The organism is Endozoicomonas sp. ISHI1 (assembly GCF_024606225.1).
Classification (GTDB): domain Bacteria; phylum Pseudomonadota; class Gammaproteobacteria; order Pseudomonadales; family Endozoicomonadaceae; genus Endozoicomonas_A.
The window spans coordinates 1-14,850 of the sequence record NZ_JAGRPU010000051.1; the positions used below are offsets into that span (position 1 = coordinate 1).

Here is a 14,850-nt window from a genome sequence, read left to right on the forward strand (position 1 = left end):
GACACACAGGGAAGGCTCAGAAGAAGGTTCTGAATCGTGAAAGAGTTTACCGTAAAGCAAAAGAGCAACACCCTGAGCGTTGGGGAAGCCGTGAAACCAGAAACTGGCAATTACCGGCAGAGGTATGACTTAACCCTGAGCGATCAGAGAATCAGCAGCATTGTGATTTAGCTGCATAAGTTGAGGCGACATCTACCTTGAAAGTTACCGGAGGTAGGTCTGCAAGAGACGGAAAGAATGATAATTTATGGGCTTGCTCTGCGCAAGCCGAGCTATCTGGAAAAAAGGGATCAGGTCTTGATTGTTGACATCGTTTGACTCTGTTCTGTTTTTAGGGCTCTTTGGGTCGTTCTCACGTGTGGCAAAATAGTGGCTCCCATGTTGAATCCATACGACATCTCAAGTTGTAAAGCCCGTTTTCAGATATGGGTATGCATTGCCAAGCTGGAGCGTGGGAACGAGTCAACATTGTCGAGGTGAACTTTACTGACGAAAGCCCAGCTCTATTTTTTCTTGCCAAGCCTTTCGATAGAGCTAACAATCTTCTGATAGGTCTCGATCTTTTTGTTTATCTTACTGACACTTTTCTTATCTGAACTATTCGCTTTCACGAAAGCAGTATTTGAATCGATTTCCTGATTGATCTTTTTCACGAAAGTAGAAACATCTTTGCTAGTATTCCAAAGGCTCTCAATTTGGGCTTTAAAATTGCTTCCTTTCGCACTTTTAAAAACGATATTGGAAACTTCGCCAGCTTCTTTAGATGATCCTTTGGCGTGAACACTACCTTTTGACGAAACGCTAAACGAATCCTTGCTACTGAATCCCATTTTAAAATGGTCGTTAAATGCGCCTTCGATAATTTCTTTAATTTCACTTTCGATAAGGTGGTCTTGAAATGATTTCACCCTGATAATTCCCGAAAATCTTTCTGTTAATGTTATTTAGGCTTTTGGGGAATTCTGGCTATTGTCGTAGACAATGCTGTATTAAAGCTTGTCGGATGCTTTGTTTGGTACTCAAAAATAGCAATGGGTATACCATGTCCTCTGTCTCAGAAAATCGAAAGATCGCTCGCAATTGGAGCTTTTCATCAACATAGTCGTGATACGTTGTGAACCCCATTTCTGACGCCTCCAAACATAATGGAGAACTTCGGGGATGTTCAATGATTCTTTTCTCAAATCCAGTAATGAAGCCATTAAGAAGCTCGCCAGCCGCTTCCTGTCCGATGTGTCGGGATAAATAGTAAAACCTGTCATGAAGCTGGCATTGGAAAGCGAGTGAATACTCAAACTTCATTGTCAAGAAGCCCTTCCAATCCAGCCAGAAGTTCTGAAGAAGATACGGTTCGACCTTCCCGAACATCCTTTTCAGCAAATGACAACAATTTTAATAGAGCCATTTGTTCCTGTTGCATCTCAAACTGTACGGGGTCTTGAACTACATATAAAGGTTCCCCATTTTGTGTAACGACTACAGGCTCAGATACATCCATAGAAGCTAATTCTTTTTTAAACGTCGATACCGTTTTGGTACGGGGTAAGGGTGATACGCTCATCTATTTTCCTCAGTGTTAAAAAAATAACATTTCAAGGATAGGTTAAACAAAAGAAAAAGTCCATATAATGTCCATATATGACCCTTCTACTACTACCGAACTACCGAAACCGGGGTCAGAAACCGGGGTCAGGTCTTGATACTTGATACCTGGCAAATAGGTTGCTTTATACAATCCGGAATAGTAACAGGTTAGGAGGGGGTTCAATAAGGAGATTGGGCCATTTCTATCATTGTGTGGAGTTGTAAGCCCCCCCACAGTTGACCAATCTGGCTTTGGAGGCAGTGATATAAGCTTTAAGCTGATGGTAATTGTGATGCCTGTGATCTCTTCTTTTTTTGGAATTTACATCAGAATGTATCATGATGATCATCCACCACCACATATCCATGTTGAGTAACAAGGTCACGAGGCTTTGGTGTGTATTAATGATGGTGCAGTTCTCAAGGGTCATCTTCCAAAGAAGGCCGCAAGATTGGTATCTGACTAGTGTGGTGACCATAAAACAGCACTATTTGATAACTGGCAAAAAGCATTGGAGCTTCAGCCGCTAGAGCGTATTCCGGGAGCTGATTATGATTAAATTGATAAAAGCTGAGTGGTTATACGATAAAGAAATTCGACTTTCTTTTTCTGATGGTTCCCACGGAGTGATGGATTTTTCTCCGTTGTTGTCTAAAAAAACAGCTATGACATTACCCTTGGAGAGTTCACAGTATTTTTGCCGTTTTTTCCTTGAGTTTGGCGCTTTGTGCTGGCCTAATGGTTTTGAACTGAGTCCTGGTAGCTTGCATGAGAAACTGGATAAGGCAGGTCAGCTAGTTAGGTTTGATGCCGCGTAACCAAAAGAAGAAACTCGGAGAAACCCGTGTCGTGAGACCCGGCAAGGAAAAATCATGAAACCCCCTGAAATTATTGACCTCTAGCTTATATTTGCTTTCTTTTTAATACGTCTACAGCCTTATAAATACACATCAGGCTAAGGCCTCAGCATGAATGCTCACGATTTGATTTCACAACTCTCTATTATCAGTGACTTTCGCCAAGATTCACTACTACATCAGCTCTGCAAAACTGACGGCTGAGTAATTGGGTAAGGCCAGCCGGGAGCATTGGCACATAGAGCATAAGCTTCACTGGAAACTCGATGTTGCGATGAGAGAAGACGAGTGTCGCATCCGAAGAAATGACGGAGCAGAAGTTTTAGCAGGCTTTAGACATATTGCAATCAATCTGTTGAACAACACGAAAATCTTCAAAACAGATCTGAAGAGAAAACAAAAGAAAGCCGCTATGAGTACACGCTATCTGGCTGAAGTCCTTGCTGGGCAGACACTTTCATGATTTTGCCGCAGGGTACTTAATCGAAGCTCTATTAAGTTAGCCACTTTGTATGGAATCGTTTTTTGTAGCATTTAATGACGAACAGTAAGAGTGGTCACTATTGGTAATGCACCCAGTTTACGATTGCTCTCAAACGTATAGAGTGTTTCAGCCCCATTGTTATGGGCTCGTCTGGCAATAAGGCAGTCGGATAAATCCACTTTTGGATAAGTTTTATAATCCATCAGGGCACGTTGGAGTGCCTCCCAGTCTTCAAACAAAAAACGGGTACTGGCTGCCAACTCATAAAACACTGGATGGATATCATTTCTGGTCAAATTAAAAACAGCCTCCATCACCCATTCGGTTTCAGCCAATACTATGTCCGACAAAAAAACCTTTTCCGCAGAGTCTATTGTAAGGACAGCCTTTTGAGTTTGCCAAGGCGGGTTTTGACTGTCCACTGGCTGCAGTAAATAGCGAATCAGCACATTGGTATCTACAGCAATCATTCCTGACCTCTGAATTTTCTGGCAGCTTTTTTTCTCAAAATTTCTTTAAAATCCAGATCACCCTGGTTTACCGCAGATTCAGACTCTGTGACTTTTACACAAGCTAATGTACCTGAGAGTGTTTCACTAGACATTTTTACCAAATGAGCGACTCCATCCCGCTCAAAAACCTTCAGAGTATCACCAGGAACAAGCCCCAGTTTGTTACAGACATCCTGAGGTATGGTTACTTGTCTTTTACTGGTCAACTTAGGCATAAGAACACCGTATTACTATCGAAAATAAGTAATACTAAACTAGCAGTGAAGCTCCACATCATCAAGGAAGGCTGTACGTATTCCCACGCGTGCGTGAAAATGGATGATGATGAAAATTCATAAATATGCGATTGGCATAGATGGGCAGGTAAAAGTCATGAAAACCCCTGAAATTATTGACCTCTAGCTTATATTTGCTTTCTTTTTAATACGTCTACGGCCTTATAAATGCACATCAGGCTAAGGCCTCAACATGAATGCTCACGATTTGATTTCACAACTCTCTATTATCAGTGACTCTCGCCAAGATTCGCTACTACATCAGCTCTGCAAAACTGACGGCTGAGTAATTGGGTAAGGCCAGCCGGGAGCATTGGCACATAGAGCATAAGCTTCACTGGAAACTCGATGTTACGATGCGAGAAAACGAGTGTCGCATCCGAAGAAATGACGGAGCAGAAATTTTGGCAGGCTTTAGACATATTGCAGTCAATCTGTTGAACAACACGAAAACCTTCAAAACAGGTCTGAAGAGAAAACAAAAGAAAGCCGCTATGAGTACACGCTATCTGGCTGAAGTCCTTGCTGGGCAGGCACTTTCATGATTTTGCCGTGATTTGAACGTGTTTCACATTGTCTGGAAACACAAACTCCTTGGGAATCCGTACAGCCTGTGTTTTGTTGTTTTTGAAAATGGTCGTCTTCATCTTTGATCCTCTTTGTATATACCTGGGTATATACTTGATTAAACATTCAGACCTTGTCCAAAGAACCATGGAGAGAAATCAATTCGTTCCGAGGCTAAACAAACATTGCCATTAAGACACATGACTATAGACACTACTTTTTTTCCCGTTGCATCAAGACACTGGAGACTGCTCATAACCGTCTACTCGCCTGTGAAGAAGGCAGTATAGATTACGATATGTACCGGTCAGCCTGTGTTAAAGAGTTTGAAATCATCCTCGAACAGGCTGACAAACTCCTTCGCAAGTATCTGAAGGTTTATGGCAAGAAATTCGCTGAATACACTCTTAAGTTGCTACCAGGTTTTATCGCTGATGCCATTATTTTGGAGACAGCGATAGGAAAGCATTTAAATAGAGTTAGAAATGATTGATTTACGAGAAAAGGATCGTGAGTCTGTCTGTGATCTGGCATCACAAATATTCACCCGTGGCACCAGGCTATGGGCTTATGGGAGTCGTGTAAAAGGTACTAATCATGATGCCAGTGATCTGGACATTGTCGTTCACTTCCCTGATGGGCATGACGAGCATGATAATTTCGATCAGTTCACGGCATTTAATGAAGTCTTACGTGACTCCAACATACCTATAATTGTGCAGGCATTGTCCTGGTCTGCTATACCAGAGTCTTTTAAAACCAATATTAAATCCTGCTATCAGGTGCTTTGTCTGGTTTGAAGACAGGGAATGATTACGATAACCCCTGCTATTTATACAGCTCGGCAGAGTTGATGGCTGAGCAGTTGAGTAAGGCCAATCCGGAGCACTAGCACAATGAGCTTAACTGGAATATGGAAAATATTGCCTGGCATACTCACAGGGTTTCTAAAGAAGCACGTTCGAACCTGAAATCGCAAAAGCCCTGCCTGATCTGGTTTACCGGCCTGAGTGGCTCAGGTAAGTCTACCGTTGCTAATGCAGTTGACGCTCTTCTGCATGAACAGGGTTATCATACCTATGTATTGGACGGTGATAATGTTCGGCATCGTTTGAACAAGGATCTGGGCTTTAGCGATAGTGACCGGGTTGAAAACATTCGCCGTATAGGTGAGGTCTCAAGCCTGTTAGTTGATGCCGGCCTTATTGTTCTGAGTGCGTTTATTTCTCCATTCACATCTGACAGAAGAATGGTCAGAAATATGCTGCCTGAAGGCGAGTTCATCGAAGTGTTTATCAACACTCCATTGGATGTCTGTGAGCAGCGTGATCCCAAGGGTCTTTATCAAAAGGCCAGAGCAGGTGAAATCGTAAACTTTACGGGCATTGATTCCCGTTATGACGTGCCTGAGAACCCGGAGATTGTCATTAATACAGCAGAAATGCGCCTTAAGGAATGCACTCAAGTGGTTCTTGATTATCTGGTTGAGAAGAAACTGCCACGGAACTCAGAACTGGATGAAAAAACGGTTGGAAATGAGCTGTAAGGCTTAAAGGTTGTTCAGTGTTGAACCGTTTTAGCCTTGTCATATTAATGTGGATTATTCGACCGTCAAGCATTCTTGCGCACAATGCAAAAATTCACCTGTTGTACGTTTTTTCTGTTATGGTAGTTGCCGGATTAATGCAACAGGTGCATTTTAAATCAGCACAATGCCCAAGGCATCTGATCGTAATAGTAGATAATTCACTGTAATTCAGTATCTATTCAAAATACCGATAAAGCCTTTTATCCACCTTTTAACCTTTTTCTATCAAATAGCTGTGACTCCATTGCCGTCTTCTTTAAAACCAAAACCCGCTTTCATTACTTTTTCTCGCGGGATAAGTCAAGCAGGAGAGTTGACTACTCTCTTGCAGTGCGATCGCATAGAGAAGAAAAAGTCTTACACGAAAATACAACCTTCTCATGTTGTTGTGGGGTGGGGCAAAAAAGCCAACACAGAAAAAGCTGTAAAACTTGCAGAAAAGCATCAGGTACCCTACTGGCACCTTGAAGACGGCTTTATCAGCTATCTGGGCCACCCTGCCCTGGGTGACAAACGCTTTGCTCTGATCGTTGATAAACAGGGCATTTATTACGACGCTAACTGCCCTTCTGATATTGAAGCGCTTCTCAATCGTCCCGACTGGTTCAACGCAGAATTACGAGAGCGGTCTTCAAACCTTCTGGCTCAGATTACTGACAACAAAATCACTAAATATAATCATGAGCCTATAGACGGCTGGAAGCCTGAAGCTGAAGGGCTGAAACGTGTTCTTGTGGTTGATCAGACTTACGGAGACTGTTCCGTCAAGTTTGGAGTAGCGGATGACTCCAGCTTTGAGAAAATGCTGGATGCGGCGCTTGCGGAGAATCCGGATTCTGAAATCTGGATAAAAGTTCATCCTGATGTTGTTCTGGGTACCAAAAAGGGTTATCTCGGCAGCCATCTTCCTGATAATCCCAGAATACATATTCTTGCGGACAAGGTTAATGCTCAGTCTCTTTTCCCCTACTTTGAAAAAGTCTACGTCGTTACCTCTCAATTAGGATTCGAAGCACTCTGGCACAAGAAAAATGTCGTTTGTTTTGGTGTCCCTTTTTACAGTGGCTGGGGGTTAACCGATGACCGGGTTCCCTGCCCTCGTCGGAAACAAACGCATACTATTGAAAGCCTCTTTGCTGCAGCCTGCCTGAAGTACACTCGTTATATTGATCCGGAAACTTTTGAACGGTGTGAGCTGGAAAATATTCTTGAGCTTATCGTCCTGCAGAGAACTTCACGGAGCCAGCCCGTCAACACACTCTATGCGGTGGGCTTCAGCTTATGGAAAAGAGCCTTTTTAAAGCATTTTACTGAAGCGATTTCAGAAAAGGTTTTGTTTGTAAAATCGGTTCAGCAAGCTGAAGCGAAGACGAAACCTGATGATGGCATTTTAGTTTGGGGAGCCAAACATCATGATTATAAACCGCCATCGAATATTAAGCTTTTCAGAGCTGAAGACGCCTTCATTCGTTCAGTAGGTCTGGGGGCTGACCTGCGCAGACCCAGCTCTTTGATTCTGGATCAGACGGGCATCTATTTTGATGCTTCACGACCCTCTGATCTCGAAACTGCAATCAACACCATTGAGCTCAATGATCAGCAACTCCTGCGGGCAAAAGCTTTACGTAAGACCCTGAAAGAACAACGAATCAGCAAATATAATCTGCAAGGCTCGCAGCAATGCCTGTTTGAGTCAGTCAGAATGGATCAGCGAAAGATACTGATTACAGGTCAGGTGGACAGCGATGCTTCTATCCAATGGGGCAGCCCTGAAATCTCATCCAATCTTGAGTTGATTAAGGCGGTCAGAACCCACGCGCCTGATGCTTTTATTGTTTACAAGCCCCATCCGGATGTTCTTTTAGCAGGGAGGGAGGGTCATATTCCCGAGAGTCTGGCCCTGGACTGGGTCGATCATGTTGTACTGGATGGTGATATTTTTGATTGTATTGAGCAATGTGATGAACTGCACGTCATGACCTCTCTGGCAGGTTTTGAAGCCCTGACACTTGGAAAAACAGTCCATTGCTGGGGCCAGCCTTTTTATGCAGGATGGGGAGTAACCGTTGATCACTTGATCTGCAAAAGACGCCATCGCAAAAGAACTTTAGACGAACTGATCTATTTTGCTCACTGTCATTACCCCATGTATATCAACTGGCAAACCCAGAGGTATACGACACCAGAGAGGGTTATTGCTTCGATCGAACGAGAACGTTGTTCAACAGCTGAAAATCGTCACTTTATGATCCAATGGTTAAGCAGAAAACGACGAAAGCTGGGCTATTTGATAGAAGCTTTGTTTAGTTAGATATTTCTTATGGTCTCAGTGGGAAACGAGGGGTCGGAAGCATCAGCTAACAAATTGGTACTCATGATTTCCTCCTGAAGGGGAACGTCACAGCCAGAAAACTCAACTTAACCACCTGTCCAGTGTATGGGATCCACTATACCTTGAGGAGTGTTATGCTAATGACACAACCATCTCTCAAAGAGAAGATATGCACGCCAGTTTAGATGCTTCTTATATTGAAGAGTCACTTAGAGCAGCATTTGGAGAAACTCTGCAGGGTATCGTTTTGTATGGCAGTCAGGCGACTGGGCATGCCACAGCCGGAAGCGATATAGACTTAGCGGTCTTAATCTCTGGGCAAACCTCTCAACAGCTTTTGTGGGATAAAGCACAGGAGCTTGCTTGCCACTTTAGTAAAGATGTTGATTTAATTGACTTGAAAGACGCGACTACAGTGCTCCAGAAAGAAGTCTTTCAAAATGGCGTTTGGCTAGCAGCCTGTCGGACTTAAGGCTGTCCTACTGCGGTTGCAATAAATTGGTCTAAAAATTCCTGCTTCTTCGTCAAATAGCTCGCTATTCTCCTCAGAAACAGAAATTTTTATCCTCAATTTCTTGCAATCCTCGCTACGGACGCTTAAGTCCGACAGGCTGCTAGTCAGGATAGATGAAATGGCATGACCTGTTCGAAACCCATGTTGTTTCTAAATATCAGCAGCTTCAGGAAGAACGCCGCGAGATTATTAATGATTTATTGAGCAGGCTTAAAAATGGATGATGTGATTCTGAATAAATACAGCATTATTCAGCGCTGCCTCGGCCGTATCGAAGAAGAGTACGTCGGACACGAAGATGAACTGACGACGAATTTCACCCGTCAGGACTCCATTATTTTAAATATCCAGCGGGCATCACAGGCCGCAACAGACCTGGCAAACCGGGTAATTCGCTTGAAGCAGCTGGGTATCCCTCAGGGAAGTCGGGACTCGTTTTCCCTATTGTCAGATCATGGTTATGTGTCTGTCAAACTGGCAGATAGCATGATGAAGATGATCGGATTCAGGAATATTGCTTTTCATGAGTACCAGAAACTAAATATTGATATTCTCAAAGCCGTTATTGTGAAGCATGTGCAAGAGATCAAGCTCTTTGCTGAAGAAACGATGAAGAATATTCAGTGACAACTACAGCTTGCAATTTCACCTCTTCGCCCTCTTCCGACGTTGGCGGTGATTTCAGAAAATTTTCTACTCATCTGGAAAGGCTCTTTTGTTGAACGACTGCATAAACTTCAGCTTGTTTAGCCATCTGAGGATCAACGGTTGAGGTGAGTTTAATCACCAAAACGTCCTATACGTATAGTCTTTCCAAATCAGAACGTAGTATTGTTTGAGGCAATCATATTAAACCTCCAAGCCAGCTCGCTTCAACAGCGATTTAATCACATTGTATTATATTTTTAGACTGCCTTATGCTAGGATCTGCACAATACACAACCGTTTATAAACGACTCGGGTCATACAAAAGGGCCGGGGTTAGCATATGACTGAATCTGCCGTACTTTTTCTTCAGGGCCCACTTGGACCGTTTTTCAAGCGGTTGGCACGTACCTTTTCCAGAGCGGGTTACACCACCCACAAAATCAACTTTAATGGCGGTGACCGGCTTTTTTCATGGGCTAATGTTCAGACCCATTACAATGGCAAGCCCGCTGATTGGGCTGATTTTCTTGAACGGTACCTCACTGAACATCGTATTGAAGCCGTCTTTCTCCTTGGCGATTGCCGTTATTATCACAGAACTGCAAAACCCGTCTGTGATGCGTTGGGGGTCCAATTTTGTGTCTTCGAAGAAGGTTACCTAAGACCTGATACCATCACACTGGAGTCGGGAGGTGTTAACGCATTGAGTCAGATGGATCTCAGCCATGAGAGCCTGGAAAAAGCAATGCTATGCTCTGCTAAATCCATCCAGACAATCGGCGGTACCATGAGGCAAAGGACTGGCTACGCTGCTCTTTATTATTGGGCCAGTTTTTTCTCAAAGGGTGAATTTTCTCAGTACAGGCATCACAGGGCGACTCATCCGGTCAAAGAAGGCTTTTACTGGTTGAGAGGTTTTGTCAGAAAGTGGCTTTTTAAAAGTTACGACAGGCAAATGCAATTTCGTCTGGACAATGAGTTTGATCAGAGATTCTATCTGGTCCCGTTGCAAGTCCACGACGACTCCCAAATGATTTTCCACTCACCTTATGAGTCGGTCAAAGCTTTTATTCAGGAAGTCATGGTCTCTTTCTGGAAGCATGCAGATTCAAATAAGGTCCTGTGCTTTAAACACCACCCAATGGATCGGGGCTACACAGAATATGGACAGTTTATTGAAGACTTGGCAACCAATCTGGGCATTCAGGACAGAGTGCTCTACTGCCACGACATCCCATTACCCGATTTATATCGACATACCTGTGGCGTAGTGACCGTTAACAGTTCAGTTGGAATCTCTGCCCTTCTGCATCATCTGCCTACCAAGGTCATGGGGCGAGCCTTATATGATATCGAGGGTATTACCCATCAGGGATCACTGGAGTCATTCTGGAAAAATCCCGAGCCTGTTGACCGTCATCTATTCAAACAACTTCATTCCTGCCTTTTTCAGAAAACCCAAATCAATGGTAGCTTTTTCAAATACTTAACGCTCACCTGTAATAACAGTCTGAGCTTTTACGAAAAACGTCTTAAACCCACTTCAACATTTCGACCATCAGAGCAAGACCCCTGCCTGATTCCTGAACAAGCCGAATCCCTGCGATCCTCATACAGCGGCGCTGCATAGGTCTGCACTGCCCACCCGACCCGTGCAGCCATGTTAATTTAATGGCTCTCCTACTGTTTGTATACACCTCTGCCTGACGTCCTCTTCTACCTAATATCGGTAGGAGGTTCCTGTTAGTCACTTGAAATGCCAAGCAAGTTGAGAACAGTTTTGGAAGAGCTACTCTTTACAACAAACAAGTTACTACAGACAAGTCTGCGTAACCAATGCGCAGAGGATTTTAGCCCTACTCTCTCATCTCAGCCCCCCCGCAATAAGCCATCAAAAATTTTCCATAAAGTTTCAATCTCGCCGGCCGATAGCTAATGCGTGGAAACCACAAGGATGATATTTTTCGGGGGAAGTATGATGAAGAGAGCTATTGCCAGCCTCTGCTTATCAGCTACGCTGCTGATCCAGACACAGAGTGCTCACGCAGAAGATTTTGTTCCAGATAGTATCAACGTTAGCTACGGCCAGTACCTTGATCTTGTTTCGAGTCGTTCAGCAGATTTCACCAATCTGCGTCTGGGCATCACCTGGGACTGGAAGAAGGGCTTTTATCAGTCTGATAACATGGTGCTCAGCAGCTATTTTGAACTGGCTGCCAGTTCATGGAAAAGTAATCTCACAGCCAGCGACAACCCTAGCCCTGATGGCAAAGACAAAGTCACAGCTATCAGTTTTTCACCGGTATTAAGAATGGCATTTCTGCCCAAGGCCAGTGTCCGTCCGTTTATAGATCTTGGGGTGGGAGCTGCCTACCTGTCTGAACAGGACCTGGAGAAAGAGAAGAAATCACCCATCAATATGGGCGGTCACTCGCAATTCGAGATCCGGGTCATGGCAGGTATTGAATTTGGTTCCAAGCAGCAATTTGAACTCAGCTATGGCTGGTTTCATTACTCTAACGCCGGTCTGCACAGCATGAATGAATCCATTGACTTTCATTTGGCGACATTCGGCTATAAGTGGTAATCAGTGAGTCGCCGATATTCTGGTCTAGCAGCCTGTCGGACTTAAGCGTCCGTAGCGAGGATTGCAAGAAATTGAGGATAAAAATTTCTGCTTCTGAGGAGAATAGCGAGCTATTTGACGAAGAAGCAGGAATTTTTAGACCAATTTATTGCAACCGCAGTAGGACAGCCTTAAGTCCGACAGGCTGCTAGAATGGATACATCGTAGCATTATGGTGTATCCCGATGGCTTCTGGTTTATCGACGATTCTTGGTTTTTTTGCTGCCTGGGTGCCTCTCGAATCCCCATGGGTAGAGATTGCTGTAGACACCCCGGAGGATTTCAATCCTCAATGCCACTACCAGGTGGAGTTCGATCGAGCTTGGTTCTTCGCAGCCGCCGTCAATAAGGATGCTCTTTTGCTGACCCCTTACGGCAGCCTGGAAAATGCTGAGGCTTATATACTCAAAATTTCTGCCGCTCAGAAAAGCACTCTGATCGTAGAGGGTAGCGGCAGCACGAGCGAACAGCCTCTTGGCTTTGAAGCCATTCGCAGATGGTGCCCCCCTGCTCCTGAGAAAATAGACCTGAACAGTAATAGCGGCTTTAATCCTGACTGCTTCCACTGGATCAATGAAGAACAGGCTTTTTATAATTACCTGCCCACCCGCTATAACAGAACCCACCTTGAACTGATCCCCAAAGACTTTGGCAGTCTGAAGACGGTTCTGAGCGCCCAGATCCAGTCAGACAGAAAAAATACAACTCTTGTTCAGAAAGCCGATGGGCGAGCCATTCAAGTACCAACCCAGACAATACTGAGACAGTGTCAGAATATTGAATGGAGAGATTTTCCTGACTCGGATTCCACTAAAAAAGTGATTGAGGAGGCCAAAGACGGAAAGCTTCAGGCCAGCAGCTTCAGCAGAAATTGTTTTTATCGGGTACAACTCGACAGTGATCCAAGCTGGCAAGCCGCTTTCGGAACAGATAATGGCGGCTTCACCCTTTTTATCAATACCTACTTCCCGGGCTCTGTGGCGGGCACACAGAAAACCATTGATTGGATGTCTACGGATCGATATACCCGAACACGAATTGGAGAAGGGAAAACCGGAGGCCTTGTGAAACGTATTCAGTACTTTTGTCCTAAATAATCTAAACCGCGCCAAGTCAAAGTGATTGATTTTACTGGATAGGGTTTTAATAAATTGCCCGGTAAACAGAACAGGACACGACATGCCTCATAAAATCAGTCATTCTCTGGTTACCCCTGAAGCTTATCTGGCCCACGAAAGGGCATCAATCACTTCTCGCCATGAATATATTGATGGATATATAGTGGCTATGGCAGGCGGAACTATTCAGCACGGTAAGATGATCGCTAATTTAACCCGCATTTTAGGTAATCATTTGGTGGGAAAACCATGCGATGTGTTTGCAGCTGATGTCAACTTAAAAGTTGAATCTGCTTTTGTTAAATCCTTCAGATATCCTGATGTCATGGTCTCATGTGAGCGAAAGCGGCGCTTCGAAGATATGTGCGAATCCGCTACGGTTCTGATTGAAGTACTTTCCGAGAGCACAGAGCTAACCGATCGTGTTTATAAGTCAGCGGAGTACGGGCATATCTTAAAGGCGACTCAAGGTGAGTACCTGGTTGTTGACCCTAACCATCCTGTCGTAGAAAAAAGAATGTGGCAAGATGGACGCTTCAAGGTCGTAGCCACCTATAACGAAACTGATAGCATCTTGCTGGAGAGTCTGGAGCTGACAATACCAATGACTGATCTATACCAACACTAGTGTGCCCCTCTCAACACCTTGTCTTCAGGAATGCTCCTGTATTTCAGAGCTCCAGTTTTCGTCGGCCTGCCAATGCGTGGGCCAAAGTACCACCATCAACATATTCCAGTTCACCTCCCAGCGGCACACCATGTGCTATCCGAGTGGCTTCTACTCCCATACTCTTGAGTTCTTCCGCAATGAAGTGTGCGGTTGCTTCACCCTCAACCGTTGGGTTAGTAGCAAGAATCACTTCTTTAACCTGAAAATCAGCCACTCGCTCCAGCAGGTCGGTAACCCCGATTTCTTCAGGACCAATCCCATCGATGGGTGAGAGATGTCCCATAAGCACAAAATAGCGTCCGGAATAACCGCCAGCCTGTTCCAGGGCCATAACATCAGAAGGGTTTTCTACCACACAAAGTGTTGATTTCTCGCGGCCCGGGTGACTGCAAATATCACACAATTCACTCTCGCACAGTGTTCTGCAAGCCTTGCAACGTCCGACCCCTTCTGTCGCTTCGGTCAGGGCTTTAGCCAGCCGAAGCGCACCTTCCCGATCTTTTTCCAGCAGATGCAACGCCATTCTCTGGGAAGATCTGGGCCCCACCCCGGGCAAACAACGCAGGGATTCCATCAATTCCCTGATCAGAGGACTGAACATAAATGCACTCAAACTCCGGTGAGGGCCCAGTCGCTACGAGTGGGTCCTGCTATCAGATGATTGTCCAAATATGCTTTGGACGAATAACCCTGTGACACTTAGCAAGTGACGCTTAGAAAGGCATCTTGAAGCCGGGAGGCAGACCCATACCAGCGGTCAGGTCACTCATTTTATCCTTACTGTTTTCTTCCACCTTGCGAACTGCATCATTCACAGCAGCCGCCAGCAGATCTTCCAACATTTCTTTGTCTTCTTGCATCAGACTGGGGTCGATTTGCACATCCTTGACATCATGACGACCGTTCATAATCACTTTTACCAAGCCAGCACCAGATTCACCAATGACTTCAGCGTTGGCAAGCTCTTCCTGGATACGCTGCATGTCTTCCTGCATTTTCTGGGCCTGTTTCATCAGGTTACCCATGCCGCCCTTAAACATAAAAACTCCTTTACGGTAACGTTTAGCTCATCGA

17 protein-coding genes and 2 pseudogenes are annotated in these 14,850 nt (G+C 44.6%); 13 read left to right on the plus strand and 6 right to left on the minus strand.

Going from position 1 to position 14,850, the window contains the following annotated elements; translation table 11 throughout:
* Nucleotides 1–503 precede the first annotated feature (503 nt).
* Complete coding sequence (locus KBW69_RS20855; RefSeq protein ID WP_257254994.1) at nucleotides 504–908, minus strand: hypothetical protein; 405 nt, start codon at nucleotides 906–908, stop codon at nucleotides 504–506.
* Between the two features lie 383 nt (nucleotides 909–1,291).
* Nucleotides 1,292–1,561: a type II toxin-antitoxin system Phd/YefM family antitoxin gene (locus KBW69_RS20860; RefSeq protein ID WP_257254995.1), complete on the minus strand. Its 270-nt coding sequence runs from the start codon at nucleotides 1,559–1,561 to the stop codon at nucleotides 1,292–1,294.
* Nucleotides 1,562–2,136: 575 nt separating this feature from the next.
* Between KBW69_RS20860 and KBW69_RS20865 the strand changes: the two genes are divergently transcribed.
* Together KBW69_RS20865 and KBW69_RS20870 are read left to right on the plus strand one after the other, a co-directional pair.
* Nucleotides 2,137–2,403: a DUF2442 domain-containing protein gene (locus tag KBW69_RS20865; RefSeq protein ID WP_257254996.1), complete on the plus strand. Its 267-nt coding sequence runs from the start codon at nucleotides 2,137–2,139 to the stop codon at nucleotides 2,401–2,403.
* 205 nt (nucleotides 2,404–2,608) lie between these two features.
* Nucleotides 2,609–2,905, plus strand: a pseudogene (locus KBW69_RS20870) (ISAs1 family transposase); the annotation flags it as partial.
* 71 nt (nucleotides 2,906–2,976) lie between these two features.
* On the opposite strand, the gene KBW69_RS20875 reads toward KBW69_RS20870, so the two are convergent.
* Complete coding sequence (locus KBW69_RS20875) at nucleotides 2,977–3,396, minus strand: PIN domain-containing protein (RefSeq protein ID WP_257255259.1); 420 nt, start codon at nucleotides 3,394–3,396, stop codon at nucleotides 2,977–2,979.
* Complete coding sequence (locus tag KBW69_RS20880; RefSeq protein ID WP_257255260.1) at nucleotides 3,393–3,653, minus strand: AbrB/MazE/SpoVT family DNA-binding domain-containing protein; 261 nt, start codon at nucleotides 3,651–3,653, stop codon at nucleotides 3,393–3,395. Before KBW69_RS20880 ends, KBW69_RS20875 begins: the two co-directional genes overlap by 4 nt.
* 308 nt (nucleotides 3,654–3,961) lie before the next feature.
* Between KBW69_RS20880 and KBW69_RS20885 the strand changes: the two are divergent.
* From KBW69_RS20885 to KBW69_RS20940, 11 genes and pseudogenes are all read left to right on the plus strand, one after another.
* Nucleotides 3,962–4,258 (plus strand): annotated as a pseudogene (locus tag KBW69_RS20885) (ISAs1 family transposase); the annotation flags it as partial.
* A 320-nt stretch (nucleotides 4,259–4,578) separates the two neighbouring features.
* Complete coding sequence (locus KBW69_RS20895; RefSeq protein WP_257282160.1) at nucleotides 4,579–4,773, plus strand: hypothetical protein; 195 nt, start codon at nucleotides 4,579–4,581, stop codon at nucleotides 4,771–4,773.
* Nucleotides 4,766–5,080 carry a nucleotidyltransferase family protein gene (locus KBW69_RS20900; RefSeq protein ID WP_257282161.1) on the plus strand — a complete coding sequence of 105 codons (315 nt, stop codon included), beginning with the start codon at nucleotides 4,766–4,768 and terminating at the stop codon, nucleotides 5,078–5,080. The genes KBW69_RS20895 and KBW69_RS20900 overlap by 8 nt, the downstream gene beginning before the upstream one ends.
* 113 nt (nucleotides 5,081–5,193) lie before the next feature.
* Entirely contained in the window at nucleotides 5,194–5,826 is a 633-nt protein-coding gene (gene cysC, locus KBW69_RS20905; protein ID WP_257282162.1) for an adenylyl-sulfate kinase, read from the plus strand.
* A gap of 367 nt (nucleotides 5,827–6,193) precedes the next feature.
* A complete protein-coding gene (locus KBW69_RS20910; protein ID WP_257282163.1) occupies nucleotides 6,194–8,179 on the plus strand; it encodes a capsular polysaccharide biosynthesis protein in 1,986 nt (661 codons plus the stop codon).
* A 190-nt stretch (nucleotides 8,180–8,369) separates the two neighbouring features.
* Nucleotides 8,370–8,672, plus strand: a complete 303-nt coding sequence (locus tag KBW69_RS20915) for a nucleotidyltransferase family protein (protein ID WP_257282164.1) — start codon at nucleotides 8,370–8,372, stop codon at nucleotides 8,670–8,672.
* 258 nt (nucleotides 8,673–8,930) lie between these two features.
* The gene (locus KBW69_RS20920) at nucleotides 8,931–9,341 is read left to right on the plus strand and encodes a DUF86 domain-containing protein (protein ID WP_257254121.1); all 411 of its coding nucleotides are present in this window, start codon (nucleotides 8,931–8,933) and stop codon (nucleotides 9,339–9,341) included.
* Between the two features lie 361 nt (nucleotides 9,342–9,702).
* A complete protein-coding gene (locus tag KBW69_RS20925; protein WP_257254122.1) occupies nucleotides 9,703–10,992 on the plus strand; it encodes a capsule biosynthesis protein in 1,290 nt (429 codons plus the stop codon).
* Nucleotides 10,993–11,337: 345 nt separating this feature from the next.
* A complete protein-coding gene (locus KBW69_RS20930; protein ID WP_257254123.1) occupies nucleotides 11,338–11,949 on the plus strand; it encodes an acyloxyacyl hydrolase in 612 nt (203 codons plus the stop codon).
* A 224-nt stretch (nucleotides 11,950–12,173) separates the two neighbouring features.
* Nucleotides 12,174–13,085, plus strand: a complete 912-nt coding sequence (locus KBW69_RS20935; protein WP_257253967.1) for a hypothetical protein — start codon at nucleotides 12,174–12,176, stop codon at nucleotides 13,083–13,085.
* Between the two features lie 82 nt (nucleotides 13,086–13,167).
* Nucleotides 13,168–13,734, plus strand: coding sequence for a Uma2 family endonuclease (locus KBW69_RS20940; RefSeq protein ID WP_257253969.1), 567 nt, complete (start codon nucleotides 13,168–13,170; stop codon nucleotides 13,732–13,734).
* Nucleotides 13,735–13,777: 43 nt separating this feature from the next.
* On the opposite strand, the gene recR is transcribed toward KBW69_RS20940, so the two are convergent.
* On the minus strand, nucleotides 13,778–14,377 hold the full coding sequence (recR, locus tag KBW69_RS20945) for a recombination mediator RecR (RefSeq protein ID WP_257253970.1): 600 nt from the start codon (nucleotides 14,375–14,377) through the stop codon (nucleotides 13,778–13,780).
* Between the two features lie 112 nt (nucleotides 14,378–14,489).
* On the minus strand, nucleotides 14,490–14,816 hold the full coding sequence (locus KBW69_RS20950) for a YbaB/EbfC family nucleoid-associated protein (protein WP_257253972.1): 327 nt from the start codon (nucleotides 14,814–14,816) through the stop codon (nucleotides 14,490–14,492).
* Nucleotides 14,817–14,850 lie beyond the last annotated feature (34 nt).

Coding starts and splice junctions, on each gene's coding strand:
- KBW69_RS20860 (WP_257254995.1), bottom strand. CDS start 1,561: ATGAGCGTATCACCCTTACCCCGTACCAAAACGGTATCGACGTTTAAA.
- KBW69_RS20935 (WP_257253967.1), top strand. CDS start 12,174: ATGGCTTCTGGTTTATCGACGATTCTTGGTTTTTTTGCTGCCTGGGTG.
- KBW69_RS20865 (WP_257254996.1), top strand. CDS start 2,137: ATGATTAAATTGATAAAAGCTGAGTGGTTATACGATAAAGAAATTCGA.
- KBW69_RS20875 (WP_257255259.1), bottom strand. CDS start 3,396: ATGATTGCTGTAGATACCAATGTGCTGATTCGCTATTTACTGCAGCCA.
- cysC (WP_257282162.1), top strand. CDS start 5,194: ATGGAAAATATTGCCTGGCATACTCACAGGGTTTCTAAAGAAGCACGT.
- KBW69_RS20925 (WP_257254122.1), top strand. CDS start 9,703: ATGACTGAATCTGCCGTACTTTTTCTTCAGGGCCCACTTGGACCGTTT.
- KBW69_RS20940 (WP_257253969.1), top strand. CDS start 13,168: ATGCCTCATAAAATCAGTCATTCTCTGGTTACCCCTGAAGCTTATCTG.
- KBW69_RS20950 (WP_257253972.1), bottom strand. CDS start 14,816: ATGTTTAAGGGCGGCATGGGTAACCTGATGAAACAGGCCCAGAAAATG.
- KBW69_RS20920 (WP_257254121.1), top strand. CDS start 8,931: ATGGATGATGTGATTCTGAATAAATACAGCATTATTCAGCGCTGCCTC.
- KBW69_RS20895 (WP_257282160.1), top strand. CDS start 4,579: ATGTACCGGTCAGCCTGTGTTAAAGAGTTTGAAATCATCCTCGAACAG.
- KBW69_RS20930 (WP_257254123.1), top strand. CDS start 11,338: ATGATGAAGAGAGCTATTGCCAGCCTCTGCTTATCAGCTACGCTGCTG.
- KBW69_RS20900 (WP_257282161.1), top strand. CDS start 4,766: ATGATTGATTTACGAGAAAAGGATCGTGAGTCTGTCTGTGATCTGGCA.
- KBW69_RS20880 (WP_257255260.1), bottom strand. CDS start 3,653: ATGCCTAAGTTGACCAGTAAAAGACAAGTAACCATACCTCAGGATGTC.
- recR (WP_257253970.1), bottom strand. CDS start 14,377: ATGTTCAGTCCTCTGATCAGGGAATTGATGGAATCCCTGCGTTGTTTG.
- KBW69_RS20915 (WP_257282164.1), top strand. CDS start 8,370: ATGCACGCCAGTTTAGATGCTTCTTATATTGAAGAGTCACTTAGAGCA.